Origin of the sequence: Novacetimonas cocois (assembly GCF_003311635.1) — a bacterium.
GTDB lineage: Bacteria > Pseudomonadota > Alphaproteobacteria > Acetobacterales > Acetobacteraceae > Novacetimonas > Novacetimonas cocois.
In genome coordinates this window covers 16,875-36,926 of sequence record NZ_QEXL01000008.1, presented here as the reverse complement: position 1 = coordinate 36,926, position 20,052 = coordinate 16,875, and the positions used below count along the sequence as shown (strand labels likewise).

Sequence of the window (20,052 nt, the reverse complement as noted above, 5' to 3'; positions counted from 1 at the left end):
GATAAAAGGCATGGAAACAGCGCGGCCACGTCCAGCCTGTTTATGGCCCGATGGAGCGGATGTCACAGCGGCAGTCAGGCAATTCCTGAATGAAACGCAGCCGGATCAGGCCTTGTCCCGGCAGCCTATGCCGCCGAGGAAGATGCCCCACGCCCGGTCGAAAAACTGCTGTCGCGCATCGGCGTCCTGCACCTGATTCTGCCCCAGCATGGTGTTCTGCAATGGCCAGCCGATCACAAGGCTCATGAGGACGCGCGTCGTCTCCTCATGGTTCGTGGATTCAATGCGTCCCGCGTCCGCCGCCGCCTTGAGAAGGCGGCTGAGGGTCGCCACGAAGGGTTCCACGATGGTTTCCATCATCTCGTCAGCGATGAAGGGTATGCGGTGCCCATCCCCGATGATGATCCGGTAGGCCTCCCGCGTTTCGGGACGCAGCATGAAATCCAGAAAGAACAGGGCGATCTCTTTTGTCGCCACCAGCGGATCCGTGGACGATGCCTCGACCGCGCCGGCTTCATCCAGCAGCATTCTGCCGCGTTCGGCCACCACGGCCTTGAACAGATCCTCTTTCGATGAATAGCGACGGTAGAGCGTGGCTTTGCTGCAACCTATGACGCGCGCTATCTTCTCAAGCGACGTGGCGGCATATCCCTGCTCGACAAAAAGGGCTGTCGCAACCTCAAGAACCTGCCGGTCAAGCTGCGCCGACATTTCCGGTGACGGACGTCCACCTGTATGCTGGGGCCTTGATAGTGCGTCAGGCATTTCCTGTCCTTCGGTTGCCTCGGGTCTGATAAAGCACGGGCCTCATATCACAGAACGGCGCTGGAACGCCATTACATGCCTTTTCTGCTGGAACGGATGCCAATCCCACGCGTATTGACGGCAGGAATACGGGTCTGATGGACGAATCCCCGGTCACTGTTCCGCATTGCGACGTCCGATACCGGGCACGGGTGATTACACGTCAGGCCATCGTGATACTGTACTGGGTCGTTGCAATTCCATGGATCATATCCGGCCGAGATCACTCCGTACATTTCCGGTCATTTTCTTACGGGGCAGCACAGATGCAAGATACCCTGAGGTTGGAAGCGCGATCCAATGCGTAAGGATGGGCATGAAATCCCGAAGGCTCCACGCCTTTCATCATGACCATGACGTCAATGGATTTCCTCTTCTTGCAATTTCTTTCAGGACGATTGTGCAAGGAAACATGCAATCACGATGTCCAGATTTGTAAATTTCCTGTCATGATCGTGCATATCCGGAACATGACCAATCCTGCTTTTCTGCTCATGCCTTACGCCGTTGTCATGGCAATTGCATGACGGACAATGGTCATGGCATATCTTTTTGAATTTCTGAAAATATTACATCCATTCCCGGACAGAAATTATCTGAATACTTCTGATAAAATATAATCGTGAGTATCAGAAATGTTACCTGTCCTGCTCGATTCATTCTGTATCATGCGAAGAATATCAAAAATGGATTGTATTTATGAATATATTGGCGAAACGGATATATTCAGAATGGCTGTTACGCTGGAACCTGGCGGGTATCGTCGCGCTGATGATGCTTCTGGGGATGACCGCAACCGGGCTGGCACAGCCCGTCACAACCCGCCTCAGGCAATCGCAGGCTCCGGCTTTTCCCGATGAGGCCCAGCCTTCGGATCAGGAAAACCTGACTTTCCGCTCGCTCTTCGACGGGAAAAGGGCATTGGGCACATCGGGCCTCAGTTCCCTTGAGGGCGCAAGCGGCGGCGGGATCGCAACCTGGGCGACCATCGGGGGATATGGCAGCAACAAAAGCATGGGGATGGCTTTTCACTACAGCTATGTAAATATAACAAATTACTGGGATCAGAATGCTGGCGCCGTGCTGGGCATTCATGACCGGGTGGAAATTTCATATTCCCACAATTTCTTTCAGACACGAGGCACCGGCGCGCTCCTTGGCATAGGTCGCGGCTATCAGTTCGATCTGGATACTGGCGGCATCAAGGTGCGCCTGTTTGGTCATATTGCCGACAAGACCCTTATCCCCCAGATCTCGATCGGGGGCATGTACAAGCATGACGGTGATTCAAAGGTCATACACGAAGTCGGCTCCAAACACGTCAATGGCGGGGACGCATATGTTGCCGTAACCAAACTTTTTCCGAAAATCGGCCTGCTTGTCGATACGACAATGCGGCTTACAAAGGGGAACCAGTGGGGAATACTCGGGTTTGGCGGCGACAGGAATGACAATTACTATCCCCAGTTCGAAGGATCCCTTGGCTACCTCCCGTGGTTCGCACCGGGCCTGGTGGTGGGGGTGGAATACCGCACGAAACCCCGAAACCAGAACTTCACGCCAGAAAGCAACTGGTTTGACGTCTATGCAAGTTATTTCGTCAACAAACACCTTAACATTACAGCCGCCTATGTCTCGCTGGGGACGATTGCCACATTCAGGAACCAGACCGGTGTATATTTTTCTGCCCAGACCGGTTTCTGACCGCCCGGTTCGTGGGAAGCTTTTTTGAAAAAAGCTTCACCAGAAACCTTTCCGTAATCACAGGATGTCTCGTGGACAGGCTTTCAGAAGCGCCATCCCGAAACATGATCGATTGAGCTTACGCAACAAAACGGGCGCGGCCGCCAACGACCGTCCGCAAGACCTTGGCCTGCGTGATGCGGGCGGGATCCAGCGTGAACAGATTCTGATCCATCACAATGAAATCCGCCAGATAGCCGGGGGCAAGCGTCCCCATCCGGTCATCGGCAAACGCGGCATAGGCGGCTTCGCGCACATAACCGTTCAATGCCTGCCGCAGAGTCAGTTTCTGGTCCGGCAGCCATCCCCCGGGATTCTTGCCATCCAATGTCTGCCGAAGCACCGCGGCCTGAATGCCCGTCAGGGGATCAAGGGGCGCGACGGGCCAGTCGGAGCCACAGCACACATGCGCCCCGGCATCCACCATCGTGCGATAGGCAAAGCTGCCCTTCAGGCGCGCCGCCCCCAGCCTGCGGATGGCCCACCGGCCATCGTCAATGGCGTGATATGGCTGGATGGACGCAATGACATTGAGTTCACGGAAACGCGGCACATCCTTCAGCAGCAGATGCTGCGCATGCTCCATCCTGAAACGGCGGTCCCGCTGTCCATTTTTCTTGATTATTTCGGCATAGATATCAAAAACTTCATGCGTGGCCGCATCGCCAATGGCATGGGTCGCCACCTGAAGCCCGTGGCGATCCGCCTGCCCGATCCATTCCCGAAGATCAGCGGGCGAGGTCACATGTATGCCCCGTGTGGTGCGATCATCATCATACGGCGCGGTGAAAAGGGCCGTCCGCGACCCGAGCGAGCCATCCGCGAGGGCCTTTACCCCACCCCAGCGCACCCAGTCATCGCCTGTCCCTTCCTGCTGGATCAGCTGGACAAGACGTTCCCAGTCCTTCAGCGGGACGAAAGAATAAAAGCGCAGGTCCGTCTCGCCATGCGCCCTCAGCCTGCGCAGGCTGTCATGCGTCATCCAGTCGAGTTCCGGCGTATGCACTTTTGTCAGGCCCTTTGACAGGCCCAGCGCGATGCCCCGCCGTACCGCTTCGTCAACGTCCTGATCCGTTGGCAGCGGAATGGCCCGTTTGGCAAGGATCGTGGCCCCGTCCTTGATCAGGCCGGTCGGGTTTCCCTGCGCGTCACGCACGATGACGCCCCCCGGCACGTCGGGGGTATTGCGATCAATGCCCGCACGCCTGAGCGCCGCCGAATTGAGCAGCATCATATGCAGGTCATACCGCGTCACGGCAACAGGCACGTCACCTGTCAGTGGATCGATCCACGATTTGTCCGGTAACTGGCCACCCCACTGATCCGCATCCCAGCCATCGCCAAGCACCCAGCGGCCGGGTCTGGCCGCATGCGCGGCCTGCCCGATCTGGGCGCTGAACTGCTGCGGCGTATGGGCATTGCGCAGGTTGATCTGTGACAGGCCGAGGGAAGCCAGTGAGAAGTGCGTGTGGCAATCCGTCATTCCCGGCATGACAAACGCGCCATGCAGATCAATCAGCTGCGTTTTGGATGTTATCCGCGCATGAACCTCATCCGTTCCCACGGCGGCGATCCGGTCCGCGCTTACGCCAATCGCGCCCGCGCGGGGGGCATCGGATATGCCATCCCACACTGTTGCGTTGACATAGGCCACATCCAGGCTTTCGGCGGCCCGCGCCCTGCTGGCCGCCAGAATGGATGTTGCGCAAAGCGTCCCTGCGACAAAGCTCCGACGGGAAATCATGCTGCGTAGTCCTCCTTCGTCACAGGTGCCAGCCCAATGTCATGCCAATGCTGCGTGGCTGGACCAGATAATAATCATTCAGGGACGGCGCGCCACTGATATAGCCCATGGTGACCCCACGGGAACCATTGACGTTATTGACATAGACACTCAGCGTCGTCGTTCCCACCCTGGTGCGATAATCCCCTGAGAAACGCAGGTCTATCGTATTGTAATTGCCGATCCGGAACGCGTTGTTGAGCAGCCCGGGGGACGAGCCCACATAATGATGCACCAGCGTGAACTGCGGATGGAAAGCTACGCCAGGGATACGATAGGACAGGATCTCGCTGAACTGCCATTTGGGGCTGGAGGCCAGCTGCGAATTCTTGGGGATGACGGCGCCGTTGCCCAGGTTGGTCGTATCAATCGTGTGGGCGTCGGTATAGGTGCCGTTGACCTTGATGGAAAATCCGGGAACGGGGGTGAACCATGTTCCTGAAAACTCCGCGCCCTTGCTGATCGCTTCGCCGACATTGGCGCCATAGGTAATGCCGTCAGGCCGCGTCAGGCGCGCCTGCATGTTGCTCCAGTCGATCAGGAAGAAGGTGGGTTCAAGAATAAGACGGTTATTCAGAAGGTTGAGGCGGCTGCCCACCTCCCAGTTCACCAGACTGTCGGAAGATGTCCCCGCTGGCGTCTTGTAAAGCGGATTGGGGTTGTTGGTATTGGGCGCGCCAAAGCGATACCCTTCGGAGACGAGGCCATAGACCATGATCTGCTTGTTGGGTTCCCACCGGATGGCCCCCTTGGGCAGGGCGCTGGTCTGTGATGTCACGCCGCTTGTATGATGATACAGGCTGCCATACGCGGCATAGGCGGAATATCCCCACAGTTCGGTCGAGGATGTTTCCGACATGTTGAACACGCGCGCGCCACCGGTCACCGTGATATGATGCGGGAAATGATAGGACATTTCACCAAAGATGGCTTTTTCCGTGCCATCGTAACTGGCGTTCGCATCCCCCCAGTCATCGGTTCCCATCACCATCTTGGACGCAAGGCCGGAACCATAGATATTGCTGAGGTAATTCTGGATGCCCGGCGTTTCGGCAGGCGCGTTAATCCGTTTCCACGTATCATAATAGGCCGCGCCGATCAGCCATGAGAACCTGCCGGTTGAATTGGACGTCAGCCGTACCTCGTAATACATCGACTTGCTGTCGCCATTCTGGGGGGCATAGGTCGGGGAACTGAGGCCCGGGAACACACCGACGTAATAGGGCGTATAATCCCAAACGGAACTCTGCCCCTTGCGCATGAAGGAGGCCATGGCCGTCAGGGTGGCGAAATTGAACGTGTGATCCAGCCGCAGTTCATGCATCTGCAGCTGCGTATGGACCGGTTCAAGGATGGTGCGGCTTTTTGTATAGGCCCCGAATTCGTCCGACATCGAATACGGGTCATCGGAAACATTCGTGCTCTGCCCCAGATAGGTATAGGACAGTTTCGTATCGTCGGTCGGCGTCCATACGACGCTTGCCCTGGCGTTGCGGGTATAGGTCGTATTGCTGTTCCTGCCGTTGCCTATATTGTCGATATATCCGGGGTCCTGCCGGTAATCGAGCACGCCGCGAACCGCAAGCTTCCCCTTGATAATGGGAATGTTGACCATTCCCTTCTCGGCATAACCGACTTCATGACCGGGCATGCCCAGAATGGAACTTTCCGCTGCACCATCCCATTTTTTCGAATCCGCCTCATTGGGAATATAGTCAAGCGCGCCACCCAGCGTCGCGGAACCGAACAGGGTGCTCTGCGGACCACGCAGGCCCTCGACACGGGCAACATCGAATGTATCGATATCAGGTATGGCGATTGCAAAACCGGGTTCGGTCAGTGGAATGTCATTCAGGAAATACCCGGTCGTTCCCTGTCCCTGATCCAGTCCCGCCGTTGTCGATATCCCGCGGAAGGTAACCGTCGATATGCCCGGAACGGTCGCGTTGAAATTCGCGCCCGGGATCTGCGAAATATAGTCCTTGAAGGACTGGGCGCCGATTTTCTGAAGATCCTTTCCCGTCAGGACGGTTACGGAATCCGCCACGTCATGAGTCGACTGTTTCCGGCGCGTGGCGGATACGGTAATGTTTTCGCCTTCCAGCAGGTTGTCCTGCGCTTTGGGCGCCTGACCTTTCGTGTCTTTTGCATGTGGTTTCTGATGGTTTTCAGATTTCGCCACAGATACGGTCTGCGCCGAGGCCGTTACCCCACACAGAACGGGAGTTACAGCAACAGAGGTCAGCAGACACAGCAGACGACCACGGCCAACAACTGGCAGGATGCCCTTCATCACTCTATTCCTCCTATCAAGGATAGCGCCTTAGCGATTTCAGAATAAATACGTCAGTAAAATGGTATAAAAGTCTGTTTTACATGTATTTCAGAAGCCAGTTCAGAACCCTTTCCTGAACATCGACTTCATAATCACTCCCTACGCTTCCCCCGAACCAGTGGGGCGCGTCGGGATAATGGACGAATGTCACCGGCTTTCCGGCTTCATGCAGGGCGGCATACAGCATGCGGCTCTGCCCCGTCGGAACACGTGCGTCTCCATCCCCATGCAGCAGAAGCATGGGCGTATGGATATCTTTTGCGAAACTTACTGGTGAATGCGCTGCATATTCTTCACGATGCGTCAGCGGATCACCGAAATAGGCGGGAATGAAGCTGTATCCCACATCCGTCGCGACCGCCATGGACAACAGATCGGATATCCCGGCGCCCGATATGAATGTCCGGAAACGGTCATTATGGCCCGCAGCCCACGCCGCCATGAAGCCACCATAACTCCATCCTCCCAGCGCCATATGGGCGGGGTCCGCAATGCCATCATGAACAAGGCTGTCAACACCCGACAGAATGTCCTGATAGTCCCCACCGCCCCAGTCATGGCGGCTGGCTTCGGCAAAGGCATCCCCCTGCCCTTCCGATCCACGCGGATTGGGCAGGAAAACCGCGATGCCATGCGATGCCAACAGACGGGCCCAGTTATGCCACGACCCCAGCCACCCGTCGCTCCACGCTTCGAGGGGGCCGCCATGAACCTGCACGAACAAAGGAAGTTTCTGTCCCGCTTTCCAGCCGGAAGGCAGGATCAGCAGTCCCTCCAGCCTGGTGCCGTCGCGTCCTGTCCAGTGAACGGGGCGCTGTTCCCCCAATGGCCAGCCTGCCACCTGCGGGTTGTTATCGGTCAGGGGATGCCCCTGATCATTCTGATACAGCCATACTTCATCAGGATGTTCCCGCGTGGAGGCTTCCAGCGCGATCGCGCTGCCGTCGCGTGACCTGGAAAAACTGAACTGCTCGCCCAGCACGCGGGAACGGACCGATATTTTTCCATCATCGAGGGACACATGAACAAGACAGGATGACAGCCCCTCCAGCCCAAGCGCGGTCAGGCCATGACCATCCCTGTCCCATTCAAGATAACGCAGGGAGCCATCCCAATCCTTGCCAATCAATGTTTCCGCATGATTTTTCAGGTCAAACCGCGCGACACTTCCGGTAATCCCGTGTTCGGAAAAGAAACCGTAGAGAACAGACTGTCCGTCAGGGGAAAAAGACGGATGCACGGCCGTCGCGCGATGCGGCAGGAGCGCGACCTGATGACCATCAAGGGTGACAACTTCGATACGGGAACGATACCAGTAATAATCCAGCCCCCCTTCCTCTCCCGTTCGCAGGACAAGGCGATCCCCGGCAGGCGACCAGTCAACGTCAAACACCTGTTTCCCGTCCATGGGCACTTCCCGGGACCTGCCGGTCTGCACATCGACAATCAGAAGATGCGTCGCGCCCTTTGCCCCCTCCATGACGGCGCCACGTGCTTCGGGAGCAGCCTTTTCGGTGGTTATGACGGCAAGGAAGCGGCCATCAGGCGACCAGCGCAGGGAGAGCGGACTTCCCTTCAGTTCCCCGACAGTATGGGCGGGTGCGGTCCAGGGCCGGGCAAGCATGACATGCTGCGTATCCGCATGCCCCCTCTGACCAATAAACGCCAGCGTGGTTCCATCGGGCGCCCAGCGCGCGGCGTGGTCCCCTTCCTCACTCCCCGGCAGTGGCCGGTCTGCGCCCCCGCCTTGTGTCGGGACAACCCACAGACGCGACTTTGCCGGTGCCATTGGCGCGGGGGGAGACAGTTTTTCATAAAGCACGTTCCTGCCGTCCGGTGAAATCTGCGGGTCTTCCACATGAACCAGAGCGGCAATATCCGCAGGCAGGATTTCCGCGCCAACAGCCATAGGCATGGGGAGGGCGGCACTGGTTGCAAAACCGATACCACCCGCCATCAGAACAATCTTCAGCAGGCGCACGGCATCACCCCGCTGCGCGTCCTGCTTTTGCGTATAGGCTGTGGTCCGATACCAAGACATCCACATATTCCCCGTCAATACGTGCGAGGAGAACTATGCCCAATATCCTTGGCATATCGAAACGTCCAATTTTTTTACCAGAACGGGTCCATTGCGGACCCGTTTCAAATCGCGGGAAGATCCGCAGCCTTTGCAAGCATTTCGAGCGCCTTTCGCGCCTCTTTTTCAGTGCGGCTGCCAAAGCCCAGCCGCAGGCCATCACACGCCTTTCCCGTAACGGAATAGGAATGGGATGGGGCGAAGCGCAATCCTTCACGCGTGGCATTGCGTTCGATACGGTCCAGAATCCGCATGTCGGGAAACCGCACCCAGAAGGCCAGCCCACCTGCCGGCATCCTGAAGGTGACGTGTTCGCCAAAGAGCGTCTGGATGGAGGTTGCAAAAAACTCCCGCCGGGCGGCATAGGCACGCGCCGCCTTGCGCGCATGCCGTCGCAATTCCCCCTCACTCATCAACAGGGCGGCTGCATCTTCCGTCAGGATATTTCCCATACCATCGGAAATGGAAACCTGATGGGCAAGCGCTTCGACAAAGCGTACAGGCGCTGCGACATACCCCACCCGCAGGGCAGGCAGCGCCATTTTCGACAGGGAACCGACATAGACCACGTTTTGTGGCGCGTAACTGGCCATTGGCAGAAGCGGTTGTGAGTGGAAATGGAACTCATGGTCGTAATCATCCTCAAGAATCGCGAACCTGTAATGATTTGCCAGATGAATAATCTGCAACCGACGCTCCGGGGAAAGCGAAACCGTCGTCGGAAACTGATGATGCGGCGTAAGGAAAATCATTTTTACATCATATTCGCGGCACTTACGCTCCACGTCTTCGACATCGACGCCCAGTTCGTCCAGTTTTACCGAAACAATATGCGCCCCGCAGGATCTGAAGGCTTCGAGCGCCGGTTCATAAGTCAGGTCCTCGACCAGGACGACATCGCCGGGCTTCAACAGGGTCTTCGCCGCAAGGAAAATCCCGTTCTGGCTGCCGCGGGTGATGCAGATATTGTCGGCGCTCACGACAAGGCCGCGCTCGCTTGTCAGCATTTTTGCGATTTCCTCCCGCAGGAAGGACGAGCCACGGGGATCCGAATAGGAAAGATGATCATGACGCGACGCGCGCAGGATCGCGGACCGATAGGCGCGCGACAGCACATCCGCCGGGAAAAGGCGGCCGTCGGGCGATCCTTCATCCAGTTTTGTCCCTCCCTTCCCCGAAATTGCAAGAGAACGCTCGGGCGGGGCTGCGTAATCATACAGGGGGACGGATCCGTCATCGCCCGCCGACACGTTGCATTGCGATGTGGAAACTTTCCTGACGGGAATGGCATCGGAAACCTTTGTGCCACTCGTCCCTTCGGAAATGAGCCAGCCCTGCGCGATCAGGTCCTCATAGGCAAGGACAACCGTCTTGCGGTTCACCCCCAGCGCAAGCGCCATTTCCCGGCTGCTGGCGAGGAATTCCCCGGATTCAAGGCGGCCCCGTTCGATTTCATGAATGATCCCATGCACGATCTGCAGGTACAAAGGGGTCTGCGATTTCTGATCTATCTGTATGTCCAGTCGCATGCGCCACGGTCGCAACATCGAAATCATCCCTCCGTCTGGTCCCCTGCATGCCTTATTTTTGTGCGGCCATGAGGTCCATGTCGAGAATAATTTCAAAAAAAACCGCTTTCCCGAAAACCGCTTCCCCCCGCCTGCCGGATGGCCCCCTGGCATTTTGAAACTTGGCTCTTGCAGGAGCGTATGAAACAACAAAAAAGATTTCAGAAGCAGAGTTGGACGAAGGACCCTGGAATTGGCGCATACGAGCGGACCCGACGCGGCAAAGAAAATCATGTCTCCTCCGTCTGCCGTGCGCGAATGGGACAGCCGGGATGTCCTTGCCCTGATACGGGAATTTCCGCTTGCCACCATCAGCAGTCCTTCATGGCCGGACAGCCTGCCGCTTTTTCTGCCGCTACTGGCCCATGCGGACGATAAAGGTCATATCATCCGGCTGGAGGGGCATCTCGCCCGCAGACGCTTCCCCCCTGCCGACCTGCAGGCGCCATACAGCGTCAGGGCATTGTTCTGCGGCCCTCAGGCCTATGTCTCGCCCCATCTGGTGACGAACCGGAACTGGATCCCCACGTGGAACTACGCCCGCGCGGAACTGCGTGGCATCCTGCGCTTCCACGAAGAGCAGACATGGCAGAGCGTTCAGGATCTTGTCCATGTCATGGAAACGGCACAGCCTGATCCATGGACCCTCGACGAAGCCGGGGAGCGCGCGACCCGGCTGGCCCAGCATATCGTGGCCTTTACAATCGAGGTTGACGGGATCGATGCCGCTTTCAAACTCGGCCAGGACGAAACGCCGGAAATCTTCTCCGAAATCGTCGCAAACCATCCTGACAGGGCACTCGCCCGGTGGATGCAGCGTTTTCGCGACAATCCGCCTGCCTGATTGCCATTACGCCAGCCGCTCTCCGCTATCATGAGTATTTGCAGGCGAGTTCTGCGGGATCGGCCTGACCACTCATGCCCTTGGTTCGGCCCTGTTGAAGCCATATACCGGCATCAACCCGCCAGACATATTCCATGCATTTACATGGCAGTGTCTGCATATCCTGTCAGGACGGCAAGGTAGGCAATGGTCACATAGCCTTTTTCCAAGACCGAAGCACAAGGAAAGCCTGTCTGTTTGCAAGCGCCGCAGGACATGCAGACGTCAGGCACGCATTGTCCAACGGATACAGTCAGTGTTGGGAGCACATTGAAGGCCGCAACATCAAAAAGTCCCGGATTCAGTGCCGCCATACATGCACAACGCCCGGAATGACGCTCTTCAATCCACGAAATTTTACCACATGCAATATTTACTTTCTACTTCTTATGGGAAATCGCTCCCATCCCCGGATCCGTACGTCCGGCCCTCCCCGTCTCAATCCGTCCGGCAAACTGGTACAAAAGTTCGCTTTCATCCGAACTGGTGAGGGATATATCATACCAAAGCATGGTCTGTGACAGATCGAATGCCACATCAATACTATGACCGGCGGCTATCCGCAGTGAACGCATCGTGTCAGGTCCAGACAACATGCATGCCACACCAACACTTTTCGTCCCATGATTGCCTATCCTCAGGACCAGCTCCTTACCCGGACCGCGCAGATAGACACACTCCACCTGCAGGCGCAGGCCATTCTTGCGCCCCTTATACCGCCGATAGAAACCATTAGGCGCATGGACATCGATATCATAGATGTCATTCACAAAGGTTGAGATAGGAAAAGAGACATTGAGCATATCACCCGCTGCCACGGCATAGGTGCCTGCATGCATGCCACTATCGGATTTCACGTCATGACGATAGATATTGAATGGCACGCCGGCAGAACGGGCGCCAAAACGTTCCTTCCCAGCCCGAAGATGAATGACAGCCTGCCTGCCATCTGCCGATATCCCGCCATTGCAATATGGTTCGTAAGGCAGGGCGCAGGCCGGACGGGTGCCGGCTTCCTGCCGCACAGTTTCCTGCACTTTTGCCGGATCATTACGCAATGCCGCGATTTCGGTTGTATCCAACGTGCGAAAACCACCGGGCATCGGCCGGTTACGGGCATCCTCGACAGTGCGCAGATAGGCATCGCGTTCCAGGAAAGGCAGGGCAGGAACACTCCCGTCATAAGGCTGGAAGCATGAGGTCAGATCACCACTTATCGCCCGACGCCAAGGTGAAATATTCGTCTCCCTGATTTTCCTGCCAAATTTGGCCTCAACGAAAGTTTCAAGAAAACGCAGCGTGGATGTATGCTCAAACAGCTGCGAATTGACATACCCTCCCCTGCTCCAGGGAGAGGCTATGATCATCGGCACACGGAACCCCAGACCGATTGGTCCACTACGCGCCAGATGACCGGGCACCCCACGATTTATTTCATCCTGTGCCGTTGTATATTCCAGTCCGGCATGACCGATACCATGTGACGACACACCCGTTTCCGGCTGCCGGGGATCTGGTGCGGCATAAGAACAGCAATGATCAAAATAACCGTCATTTTCATCATAGGTCATGATGAAAATCGTCTTTTTCCAGACTTCGGGATTTTCAGTCAGGATATCCATGATTTCGGAAACATACCATGCGCCATACCATGGTGACGTCGGATGATCTGAAAAATGCTCTGGCGCGGCAAGCCATGATACGGTCGGAAGCCTGCCTGTCTTTACATCCTGCCTGAACTGATAAAGCACATCCCCCTTGGGGGCGTCCATATGCATGGCTTTTTTGCCATCATGAAATTTCAGCTTTTCCAGTTTGCGATAATTCTTATCGCCGCTATTGATGACAAAAGCCTTTTCAAACAATCCGCGTTCATGGAGCGTCAGTTGTTCCGGTGAACGGCCGGTTACCGTTGCACGGCGACGCATCAGGACATTCAGCAGTTGATGCGCTTCGGCAAGCTGCTCCGCGCGTGTCTCCGAAACAAGCATTTCCTGACTGTTCAGTCCGTTGATATGCTTCTGACAGTCACTGATACGCTCTTCAAGCCATACACTGAACCCCGGATTGGTCATGGCGGCATACTGATCGAAATATTCCAGTACATTACATCCGAAATTTGAAAGCCATGCACGCTCCTGATGGCTCATGCCGCCAGTCTGGGAAAGTTCGTTCTGATAGAATTTCCACGACACCCCGGCCTGTTCCAGACGTTCGGGGAACGTGGTCCACCGCATTCCGCCTTCCAGTATGTCGCCATTGCGCATATAGACCCTGGACGCCGGATCCTGCCTGTCACGCACGGTCCCGGTCCAGAACAGCAGACGGTTGGGGGTGGTGCTGGTCATTGCGCCGCAGTAATTCTGGTCACAGACGGTAAAAGCATCCGCCAGTGCGTAGTAGAACGGCAGATCTTCGCGCGTATAATAGCCCATGGTCATCGGATAGCCGGCATATTCCTTCCGATGTGACTTCTTGGCGTCAATCCACCTGTCGTGCCCACCATTGTTCCAGGCATCCACCTGACTGTCGCGCGAATGCGGGATCGACCCCATCCATGTAATGCGCGTGTCACGAATGTTAAGCCGCCACGGCAGATAGGTTTCCCCTGTCTTGCTGCCCTGAACAAAGGCCGGATTCCCATCAGGCAGTCGCATGACGCGTGGATCATTGAACCCGCGCACCCCCTGAAGCGTTCCAAAAACATGATCGAACGAGCGATTTTCCTGCATCAGGATCACCACATGCTCGGCATCCTGCCAGGTTGCGCCAACATCGGGCGCAATGGCGAATGCGCGACTGATGGAGGCAGGCAATCCTGCGGCTGAACCGACAGTACCGGACCAAAGCGCATACTTCAGAAAATCTCTACGTGTCGTCATCGTTCACTCGCATCAGGAAGAAGTTTTTTCAAAACTACGGGGAATCATTTTCAGGAATGATGGTTATTTTTTGAACAGAAAACTCAATGACAGGCATACCAAGAGCAAAATCCATTTGCTCGACCGAACAACCCACCTCTAATTACCTCCATTTCTTCATATCTAAAATTTTATGCTCATTACTACCTTAACGCTTTATCATTTTTCAGAAATTGGCTGAAAGTGTTGCCATGATCACAAATGGGGAACCAATGACATAGGTAGGCTGCGACCCTGTAAAGGTCTTTCCTGTGACAATACCGTGCTGCGTCGTCGCATTGGTCGTATATCCATACATGGATGACAGATAGTGCTCATTACCAAGGTTGACGAGATTCAACCTGATCTTCGGCGCGACCCTGCCAATTTTTGGCAGGTTTCTACCCACGCCAAGGTTTGCCGTTATGTAGCTTGGAATGCTCTGGTCATCCATAAGGGTGGAGTATTGGGAATCCGTGTATTGCAGCGTGAAATTTCCAAACCATGTCCCATCATTATATGTCAGTCCCAGGGAGCCGGAGAATTTGGGCGCGCCGACTTCCTGCTTTCCCTTTGTCGCCAGATAGTCACCTTCATAGGCAATATTGTTGCCATTCCTGGTATGCATATACTGACCTGATGCATAGAAGCTCAGATGATGCCAGGGATGCGTGGCAATTTCGGTCTGTATACCATAAGCCTCCAGGCCGCCTGCATTGATCAGCTGTGAAATTGTCGATGTTGAACCCGGCTCATAACTTTCGGCAGAGACCTGATGATTCGTTACGTTGTAATGAAACCCTGCGACATTGGCCATTAAAAGACCATTATAGCGATAACCGACTTCTTCGGTGATCATATATTCCGGCTTGTAATCCGACATCGGCAATGACTCAGCCTTGCCGGTCGAATAGCTGTAGGAGGCAAGCTGCGAACTCAATGCCGCAGGAAGGTGATAGCCAGTTGTGCCGTTGACATAGATCTGATGCCGCGGGTTGAAGCGATAGCTGATCAGAACCTGTGGCGCCGGAACGAACACATTATGAATGGACTTTCTTGCCGTGACATCCGGCAGGTCCTGGGTATACTGACGGTTCGCCATTGCCATCCTGATGCCGCCATCGATTGTCAGGCGATCATGGAAAAACGACATTTTATCGTCCACGGCAAAACTGCTCAACTGCTGCAGGCCGTTTTCGTTATCTTCGTCTATGGGAATGCCGCCATTCGCTGTCAGCGGGGTGCCATGTCCGTTCCATTTCCCCTGGCTGTTGACTGCATAAAACCGTTCATCCGCGGCTTCCTGAGCGTACGAATACCAGTAACTGAAATTCAGTGTGTTGAACCTGTGCTTCCAGTGTCCCACAAGGGTCAGTCCGGAAGAAATTGTGTACCAGTTTGAAACTTCGACAGATGTCAATTTGCTATTGGCCGGGTTGTATCCTGGAAGATTCTGATAATCGTCCAGGTGCGTATATTTTTCCGCACCGACATACCCGTTCGAGACGGGAACACTTTCCCCATAATAATAGGGGCCATGAAATTCGACGGAATACGCTTCCGCATCAAGGCTCAGTCCATGCCCGAAACTGAAATGATTTTTCAGCGCGCCATAGATTGCGCCGGTATTTTTACCATTCAGGCCGACATAATGCGTGTCCCCTGCAGAATACTGGTCATTCAGGCCATAATTGACGCCATATGTTTTCCAGTTCGCCATTGACGGGTAAAGCCATTCTCCTTGCGCTGCCTGCGTAAACCCAAATATTGCTTCCGAGTCATTTCCCGGCGACCAGTTTTTTGTAAGCGCGGCATCCACATGCCAGCGTCGTATATCCCCTACCCCGCGCCACATGTCGCTGCGCGAATAAGAACCGGAGACAAAGGCACGCACACCGGAATGCCCGATTTCCCCGGTATCATAGCGAATGAAATCCTTGTTTGTCCCATAAGACCCACCAGACGCGGCGACATAGATGTTCTGCTGGTCAGAAGGGCGTCGTATCGAGGCTGAAATCTCGGCACCCGTGGCATTATAGGTCGGGGAATTGATATCAACCGACCCCTGCATGACATTGACCTGGCCCATATTCTCGCTATCGACGAGTGAGGGCGTATAGGTGCTGTATGTAAATGGATTGGCGGCAGGCATCCCTTCCAGCGTGACACCGATTTCCGCCTGCGCCATGCCACGGATATGTATGGTCGAGAAGGATGTCGTCAGAGGCCCCTCGCTTGCGGATACAACCCCCGGCAGGTTCTGGATCAGGGATTCGATCGTCGACGTGGGCGACTGCATGGCGATGTAATCGTGTGAGAGCGAACTGACCGTCTTGGGCGTGGTATGTTTCACCATCATGCCACCGCCCGCCACCTTGCGACGCGAAAGAACCGCGATTTTTTCGGCCCCTGATTTCATATCGTTCGTGTGGCTTTTTGCCTTGGTCAGGTTGGTCCGTTTCTGCCCCTCCTGACGATTGTCAGGTTTTTCTTCAGCAATTGAAGGGGTCTCATACGCAAAAACCCAGACAGCGCTCAGCAGTAAAAATTTCTTCATTGCTATGGGGCATTCCATAATGAATCTTGATGGAGCCCATCTATCAAATCATTTACTTAATTTACACAGTACAAACCACGTTTCATCTTTAATTCACGTAACCGTCTTAAAAAATTCACAATAAATATCTTTATGTCCTCCCCTCTCCATCCCAGGCGCAGGCGCAGGCGCAGGCGCACAACGCTTCCGTCTGATATGTTCACCGAGGAATGGAGCAACTGGGAATATGGACGACAGGCGATATGCGCCCGGTCAATCAACTGCCGGCATGACGACGCCATACGATCAAACAGACATCATGGCCCATACAGACAAAAGACATAAGGACAAGGCCGGGAGTCCGAACTTCCGCCATGCAACAGCACTGTCCTGACAAACGACCATCCAAACCGGACGCTACCCTTCCATAGGGATGCCCCGAAAGTTTTCCGGATGCGGGCGGCATTTGACAGCCACCATTCAGGTTTCGATGGGGGAACAGTATCAGGACGACCTATTATCGATCAGGGATCCGCAAGCGAAAATCTGGTCGGGGCAGCCAGAATCGACGGACTGCCCCTGAAACCGCCAGATCATCCGGGGCAAAAACACGGGTTTTGTTCCACTGCCCCGTCACCGGATCGTTGGGCGACCTGTTGCATGGGACATGCGAGGCCACAGGCTCTTCAGGACGAAAAAACGCCAAGCCTCAGCACCCGCAGGTCTTCATGCCGTCATCTTCACGTGTTGCATACCACTCAGCCTGTAGCCATCGGTTGCAACATTTCCTGCATTTCAGAATCCCTTAGAAATCGAGGGACGTCTTGACATAATACATGCCACCATTGAACCCGTAGGGGGAGTAGGAAGCATATTTTGCAAGACCCTGCTGCGAGTTTGCAATCGAACTGGCAATACGGGTCGGATATTTGTTACCGATGTTATTGGCACCCACCCCGATGGTCCAACGCGGCACGGGCTTGTAATTGACCTCGACATTGGTGATGAAGGCCGGGTTCTGCTCAAACGGCACGGAACCCGGACCGGTCGGCGCGGCCATGTAGGTAATGGAGCCGTAACGCATTTCCTGCACGAAAACCGACCATTTCTTGTACTGCCAGTTCACGCTGATCTGCTCCCGGTTTTTCGGGGCGGAATGCAGCACCATTTCCTTTGTGTATTCATTCACAAGGTTGCTGCGGGCGGAACGTATTTCGTTATCGGAAAAGTTGATGCCCATGGCAAACCGGAACTTGCCGAACCCGCGCGTATGCAGGGTGTAATCCGCACTCAGGTCGCCGCCAAACGTCTGGGTGTTATAGAGGTTGGCATAGTACGACAGCGATGTCGCGCTTGAAATGTTGGCCTGCGCCAGCAGTTCCTTGAGTGTGGTGTCATTCTGATTGACCGTATAGGACTGGGTGCTGCCCAGACGGTCATTGATCGCGATGTAATACAGGTTGCCCGTGATGTGGAAATCGTTCACGGGCGTCGCATCAAGCCCGATCGTATAGCTGCGGGAGTATTCACCCTTCATGTTGCCCGCGCCAAGATATTTGGCAATGGCGCTGTTGGCCGGTACCTGATCCACGGTGTAGCCGGGATAGGGCGCGGAATAGAAATAGGACATTTCACCCAGCGTCGGCGGACGGTACCCGGAATTGATATTGGCCCGGATCGCCCAGCGCTTGTTGAAGTTGTAGCGCGTGCCAACGGACCCGGTCGCGACAGTGGCCAGGTTGTTGTAGCTGTCGACACGACCTCCCAACGTCCATTCCCATTTCTTCGTTATGTAGAAATCAAGGTTTATGAAACCTTCGTACACGTCACGGTTCTGGTTCGTAACCGCCATCGGCACGTTGCCGGGGTGATCCGTCGCACCCTGCCCGCCCCATGACGCGGTCTCGCCTTCGGTCATCTGGAAGGTATCGTGGCGATATTCCGCCCCGAATTTCAGATTGATATCCCGGGGCAGCAGACCGGTATGGAACGAACGCGATCCCTTGAGCCCGGCCGTCAGCTCGGAGGAGATCGACTTGCCATCATAAAAGGATGTCTGCGTCGGGTTGTAAGTGTAAGCATCCCCCGTCAGCGACGCATTTTCGGAATCCTTGGTGCCGTATGTCTGCTCATCACGTCCATAGGTTACATAAGCATCCCATGCGAAACCGAGCTTGCGCGCACGGATACCGTTATCCGTTTCGAAATCATACTGGTCCATGGTGATGTAGGGCTGGTCACCATTGGGATAAAGTGACGGATTGATCCATATATCGGAACCCGAATTGGCCCGGAATGTTTCCGGCACGTTGGCCCGACGGTGCGAGAAGGTAGACGTGCTGTAGAAACTGAACCCGTGCGTCACGGGAATGGACATGTTTTCGCTCAGGGTTTCAAGCGTGCTCTTGGGCAGGCCCAGCCCGCGCTGCACGTCGCGATCCGCCGTGGCATTGCGGACGGGGTCAGCAAACATGGTGCCATAGAAATCACCGCCCCGCGTTGTCGGCAGCTGATGGGTGACCTGTGCCGCAAGATCAAGGTAGCCGCCCTTGTTCCCCAGCGCCATGGCATAATTGGCCGAACCGTCAAGCGCCTGACCATCACCGGCATAATAACCGCTGTTCTTGAAATTGATGGTGCCCCCGTGCGTGTCACGCTTCAGCACGATATTGACGGCACCCGCGATGGCGTCCTGTCCGTACAGCGCCGATGCCCCTTCGGTGATGACCTCGATATGATCGATCGCCGTGATGGGAATCAGCGAGATATCGGCCGGTTCACTGCCCCAGTTGGTGCCCGCGTTGGAGTTGAAGTTCGCCCCGATATGACGGCGATGGCCGTTCACCAGAATAAGCGTATCGTCAGGTGACTGACCACGCAGCTGCATGGTCTGGACAAAGGAACTCGCGCCACCGCCCGGCAGGGCCGCGGTGGTGATGGCCGGATTGGCCTGCGCCAGCGCGGACAGCACGTTGCTCTGCCCGGTCTTGAGCAGTTCCTCGCCCGTGACGACCGTCACCTGCGTGGTGCTGTGCCGTGCTGCGCCGGGCGAGAACACGGAATTTGTCGAATGCCCGCCCACATTGATGACTTCCGGTCTGGCGGCCGCGATCTGGCCCGCAGCCTTGGCATGTCCCTGGACATGGCTCGTGGCCGTCGTCTTCTTGCGGGCATCCGCCTTGTAATGTGTTCCAGGGGCGGCAACCGTCGTCGTCGCGGCCTTGCCCACCACCGGCACAAACGTGCCGAAAGCTACCCCCGCAGCCAGATATAACTTCCGCTTTGATAGGCCCGCCATCTGCATTCCCCCTGGAACTCGCCGAATGTCCGTCACGAATATGCGCAAACTTATGATGCGCATTCGTTATGATTTGGCGTCATATGGATTATTGATATGTTGCTCCCCACAGCGGTTTTTTT

At 55.6% G+C, this 20,052-nt stretch carries 11 protein-coding genes; 3 read left to right on the top strand and 8 right to left on the bottom strand.

What is annotated here, in order from left to right; all coding sequences use genetic code 11:
- Positions 1-105: 105 nt before the first annotated feature.
- Entirely contained in the window at positions 106-711 is a 606-nt protein-coding gene (locus NJLHNGOC_RS07260; RefSeq protein WP_113595783.1) for a TetR/AcrR family transcriptional regulator, read from the bottom strand.
- A 792-nt stretch (positions 712-1,503) separates the two neighbouring features.
- Here NJLHNGOC_RS07260 and NJLHNGOC_RS07250 point away from each other — a divergent pair.
- Complete coding sequence (locus NJLHNGOC_RS07250) at positions 1,504-2,508, top strand: DUF3034 family protein (protein ID WP_239021393.1); 1,005 nt, start codon at positions 1,504-1,506, stop codon at positions 2,506-2,508.
- A gap of 118 nt (positions 2,509-2,626) precedes the next feature.
- Here the strand turns inward: NJLHNGOC_RS07250 and NJLHNGOC_RS07245 are convergent, their stop codons facing one another.
- Together NJLHNGOC_RS07245 and NJLHNGOC_RS07240 are read right to left on the bottom strand one after the other, a co-directional pair.
- Complete coding sequence (locus NJLHNGOC_RS07245) at positions 2,627-4,291, bottom strand: amidohydrolase (RefSeq protein ID WP_113595781.1); 1,665 nt, start codon at positions 4,289-4,291, stop codon at positions 2,627-2,629.
- A gap of 19 nt (positions 4,292-4,310) precedes the next feature.
- Positions 4,311-6,377, bottom strand: a complete 2,067-nt coding sequence (locus NJLHNGOC_RS07240; RefSeq protein WP_165837873.1) for a TonB-dependent receptor — start codon at positions 6,375-6,377, stop codon at positions 4,311-4,313.
- A gap of 3 nt (positions 6,378-6,380) precedes the next feature.
- Between NJLHNGOC_RS07240 and NJLHNGOC_RS15890 the strand changes: the two genes are divergently transcribed.
- A complete protein-coding gene (locus NJLHNGOC_RS15890; RefSeq protein ID WP_165837872.1) occupies positions 6,381-6,671 on the top strand; it encodes a hypothetical protein in 291 nt (96 codons plus the stop codon).
- Positions 6,672-6,702: 31 nt separating this feature from the next.
- Here NJLHNGOC_RS15890 and NJLHNGOC_RS07235 read toward each other — a convergent pair whose 3' ends face one another.
- The gene (locus tag NJLHNGOC_RS07235) at positions 6,703-8,706 is read right to left on the bottom strand and encodes an alpha/beta hydrolase family protein (protein ID WP_165837871.1); all 2,004 of its coding nucleotides are present in this window, start codon (positions 8,704-8,706) and stop codon (positions 6,703-6,705) included.
- 104 nt (positions 8,707-8,810) lie between these two features.
- Positions 8,811-10,292 (bottom strand): aminotransferase-like domain-containing protein, encoded by a 1,482-nt coding sequence (locus tag NJLHNGOC_RS07230; protein WP_113595862.1) that lies wholly within the window; start codon positions 10,290-10,292, stop codon positions 8,811-8,813.
- 253 nt (positions 10,293-10,545) lie between these two features.
- Between NJLHNGOC_RS07230 and NJLHNGOC_RS07220 the strand changes: the two genes are divergently transcribed.
- Entirely contained in the window at positions 10,546-11,157 is a 612-nt protein-coding gene (locus NJLHNGOC_RS07220; RefSeq protein WP_133258697.1) for an FMN-binding negative transcriptional regulator, read from the top strand.
- Between the two features lie 419 nt (positions 11,158-11,576).
- On the opposite strand, the gene NJLHNGOC_RS07215 is transcribed toward NJLHNGOC_RS07220, so the two are convergent.
- The 3 genes from NJLHNGOC_RS07215 to NJLHNGOC_RS07205 form a co-directional block, all read right to left on the bottom strand.
- Positions 11,577-14,078 (bottom strand): phosphocholine-specific phospholipase C, encoded by a 2,502-nt coding sequence (locus tag NJLHNGOC_RS07215; RefSeq protein ID WP_113595776.1) that lies wholly within the window; start codon positions 14,076-14,078, stop codon positions 11,577-11,579.
- A gap of 205 nt (positions 14,079-14,283) precedes the next feature.
- Positions 14,284-16,653, bottom strand: a complete 2,370-nt coding sequence (locus tag NJLHNGOC_RS07210) for a TonB-dependent receptor (protein ID WP_113595775.1) — start codon at positions 16,651-16,653, stop codon at positions 14,284-14,286.
- Between the two features lie 784 nt (positions 16,654-17,437).
- Positions 17,438-19,930, bottom strand: coding sequence for a TonB-dependent receptor plug domain-containing protein (locus tag NJLHNGOC_RS07205; protein ID WP_113595861.1), 2,493 nt, complete (start codon positions 19,928-19,930; stop codon positions 17,438-17,440).
- Between the last annotated feature and the right edge of the window lie 122 nt (positions 19,931-20,052).

What these genes read in the sequence shown, in the direction of transcription:
- NJLHNGOC_RS07205 (WP_113595861.1), bottom strand. Translation starts at nt 19,930, where the DNA reads ATGGCGGGCCTATCAAAGCGGAAGTTATATCTGGCTGCGGGGGTAGCT.
- NJLHNGOC_RS07235 (WP_165837871.1), bottom strand. Translation starts at nt 8,706, where the DNA reads ATGTCTTGGTATCGGACCACAGCCTATACGCAAAAGCAGGACGCGCAG.
- NJLHNGOC_RS07245 (WP_113595781.1), bottom strand. Translation starts at nt 4,291, where the DNA reads ATGATTTCCCGTCGGAGCTTTGTCGCAGGGACGCTTTGCGCAACATCC.
- NJLHNGOC_RS07210 (WP_113595775.1), bottom strand. Translation starts at nt 16,653, where the DNA reads ATGAAGAAATTTTTACTGCTGAGCGCTGTCTGGGTTTTTGCGTATGAG.
- NJLHNGOC_RS07220 (WP_133258697.1), top strand. Translation starts at nt 10,546, where the DNA reads ATGTCTCCTCCGTCTGCCGTGCGCGAATGGGACAGCCGGGATGTCCTT.
- NJLHNGOC_RS07215 (WP_113595776.1), bottom strand. Translation starts at nt 14,078, where the DNA reads ATGACGACACGTAGAGATTTTCTGAAGTATGCGCTTTGGTCCGGTACT.
- NJLHNGOC_RS07250 (WP_239021393.1), top strand. Translation starts at nt 1,504, where the DNA reads ATGAATATATTGGCGAAACGGATATATTCAGAATGGCTGTTACGCTGG.
- NJLHNGOC_RS15890 (WP_165837872.1), top strand. Translation starts at nt 6,381, where the DNA reads ATGAGTCGACTGTTTCCGGCGCGTGGCGGATACGGTAATGTTTTCGCC.
- NJLHNGOC_RS07260 (WP_113595783.1), bottom strand. Translation starts at nt 711, where the DNA reads ATGTCGGCGCAGCTTGACCGGCAGGTTCTTGAGGTTGCGACAGCCCTT.
- NJLHNGOC_RS07230 (WP_113595862.1), bottom strand. Translation starts at nt 10,292, where the DNA reads ATGTTGCGACCGTGGCGCATGCGACTGGACATACAGATAGATCAGAAA.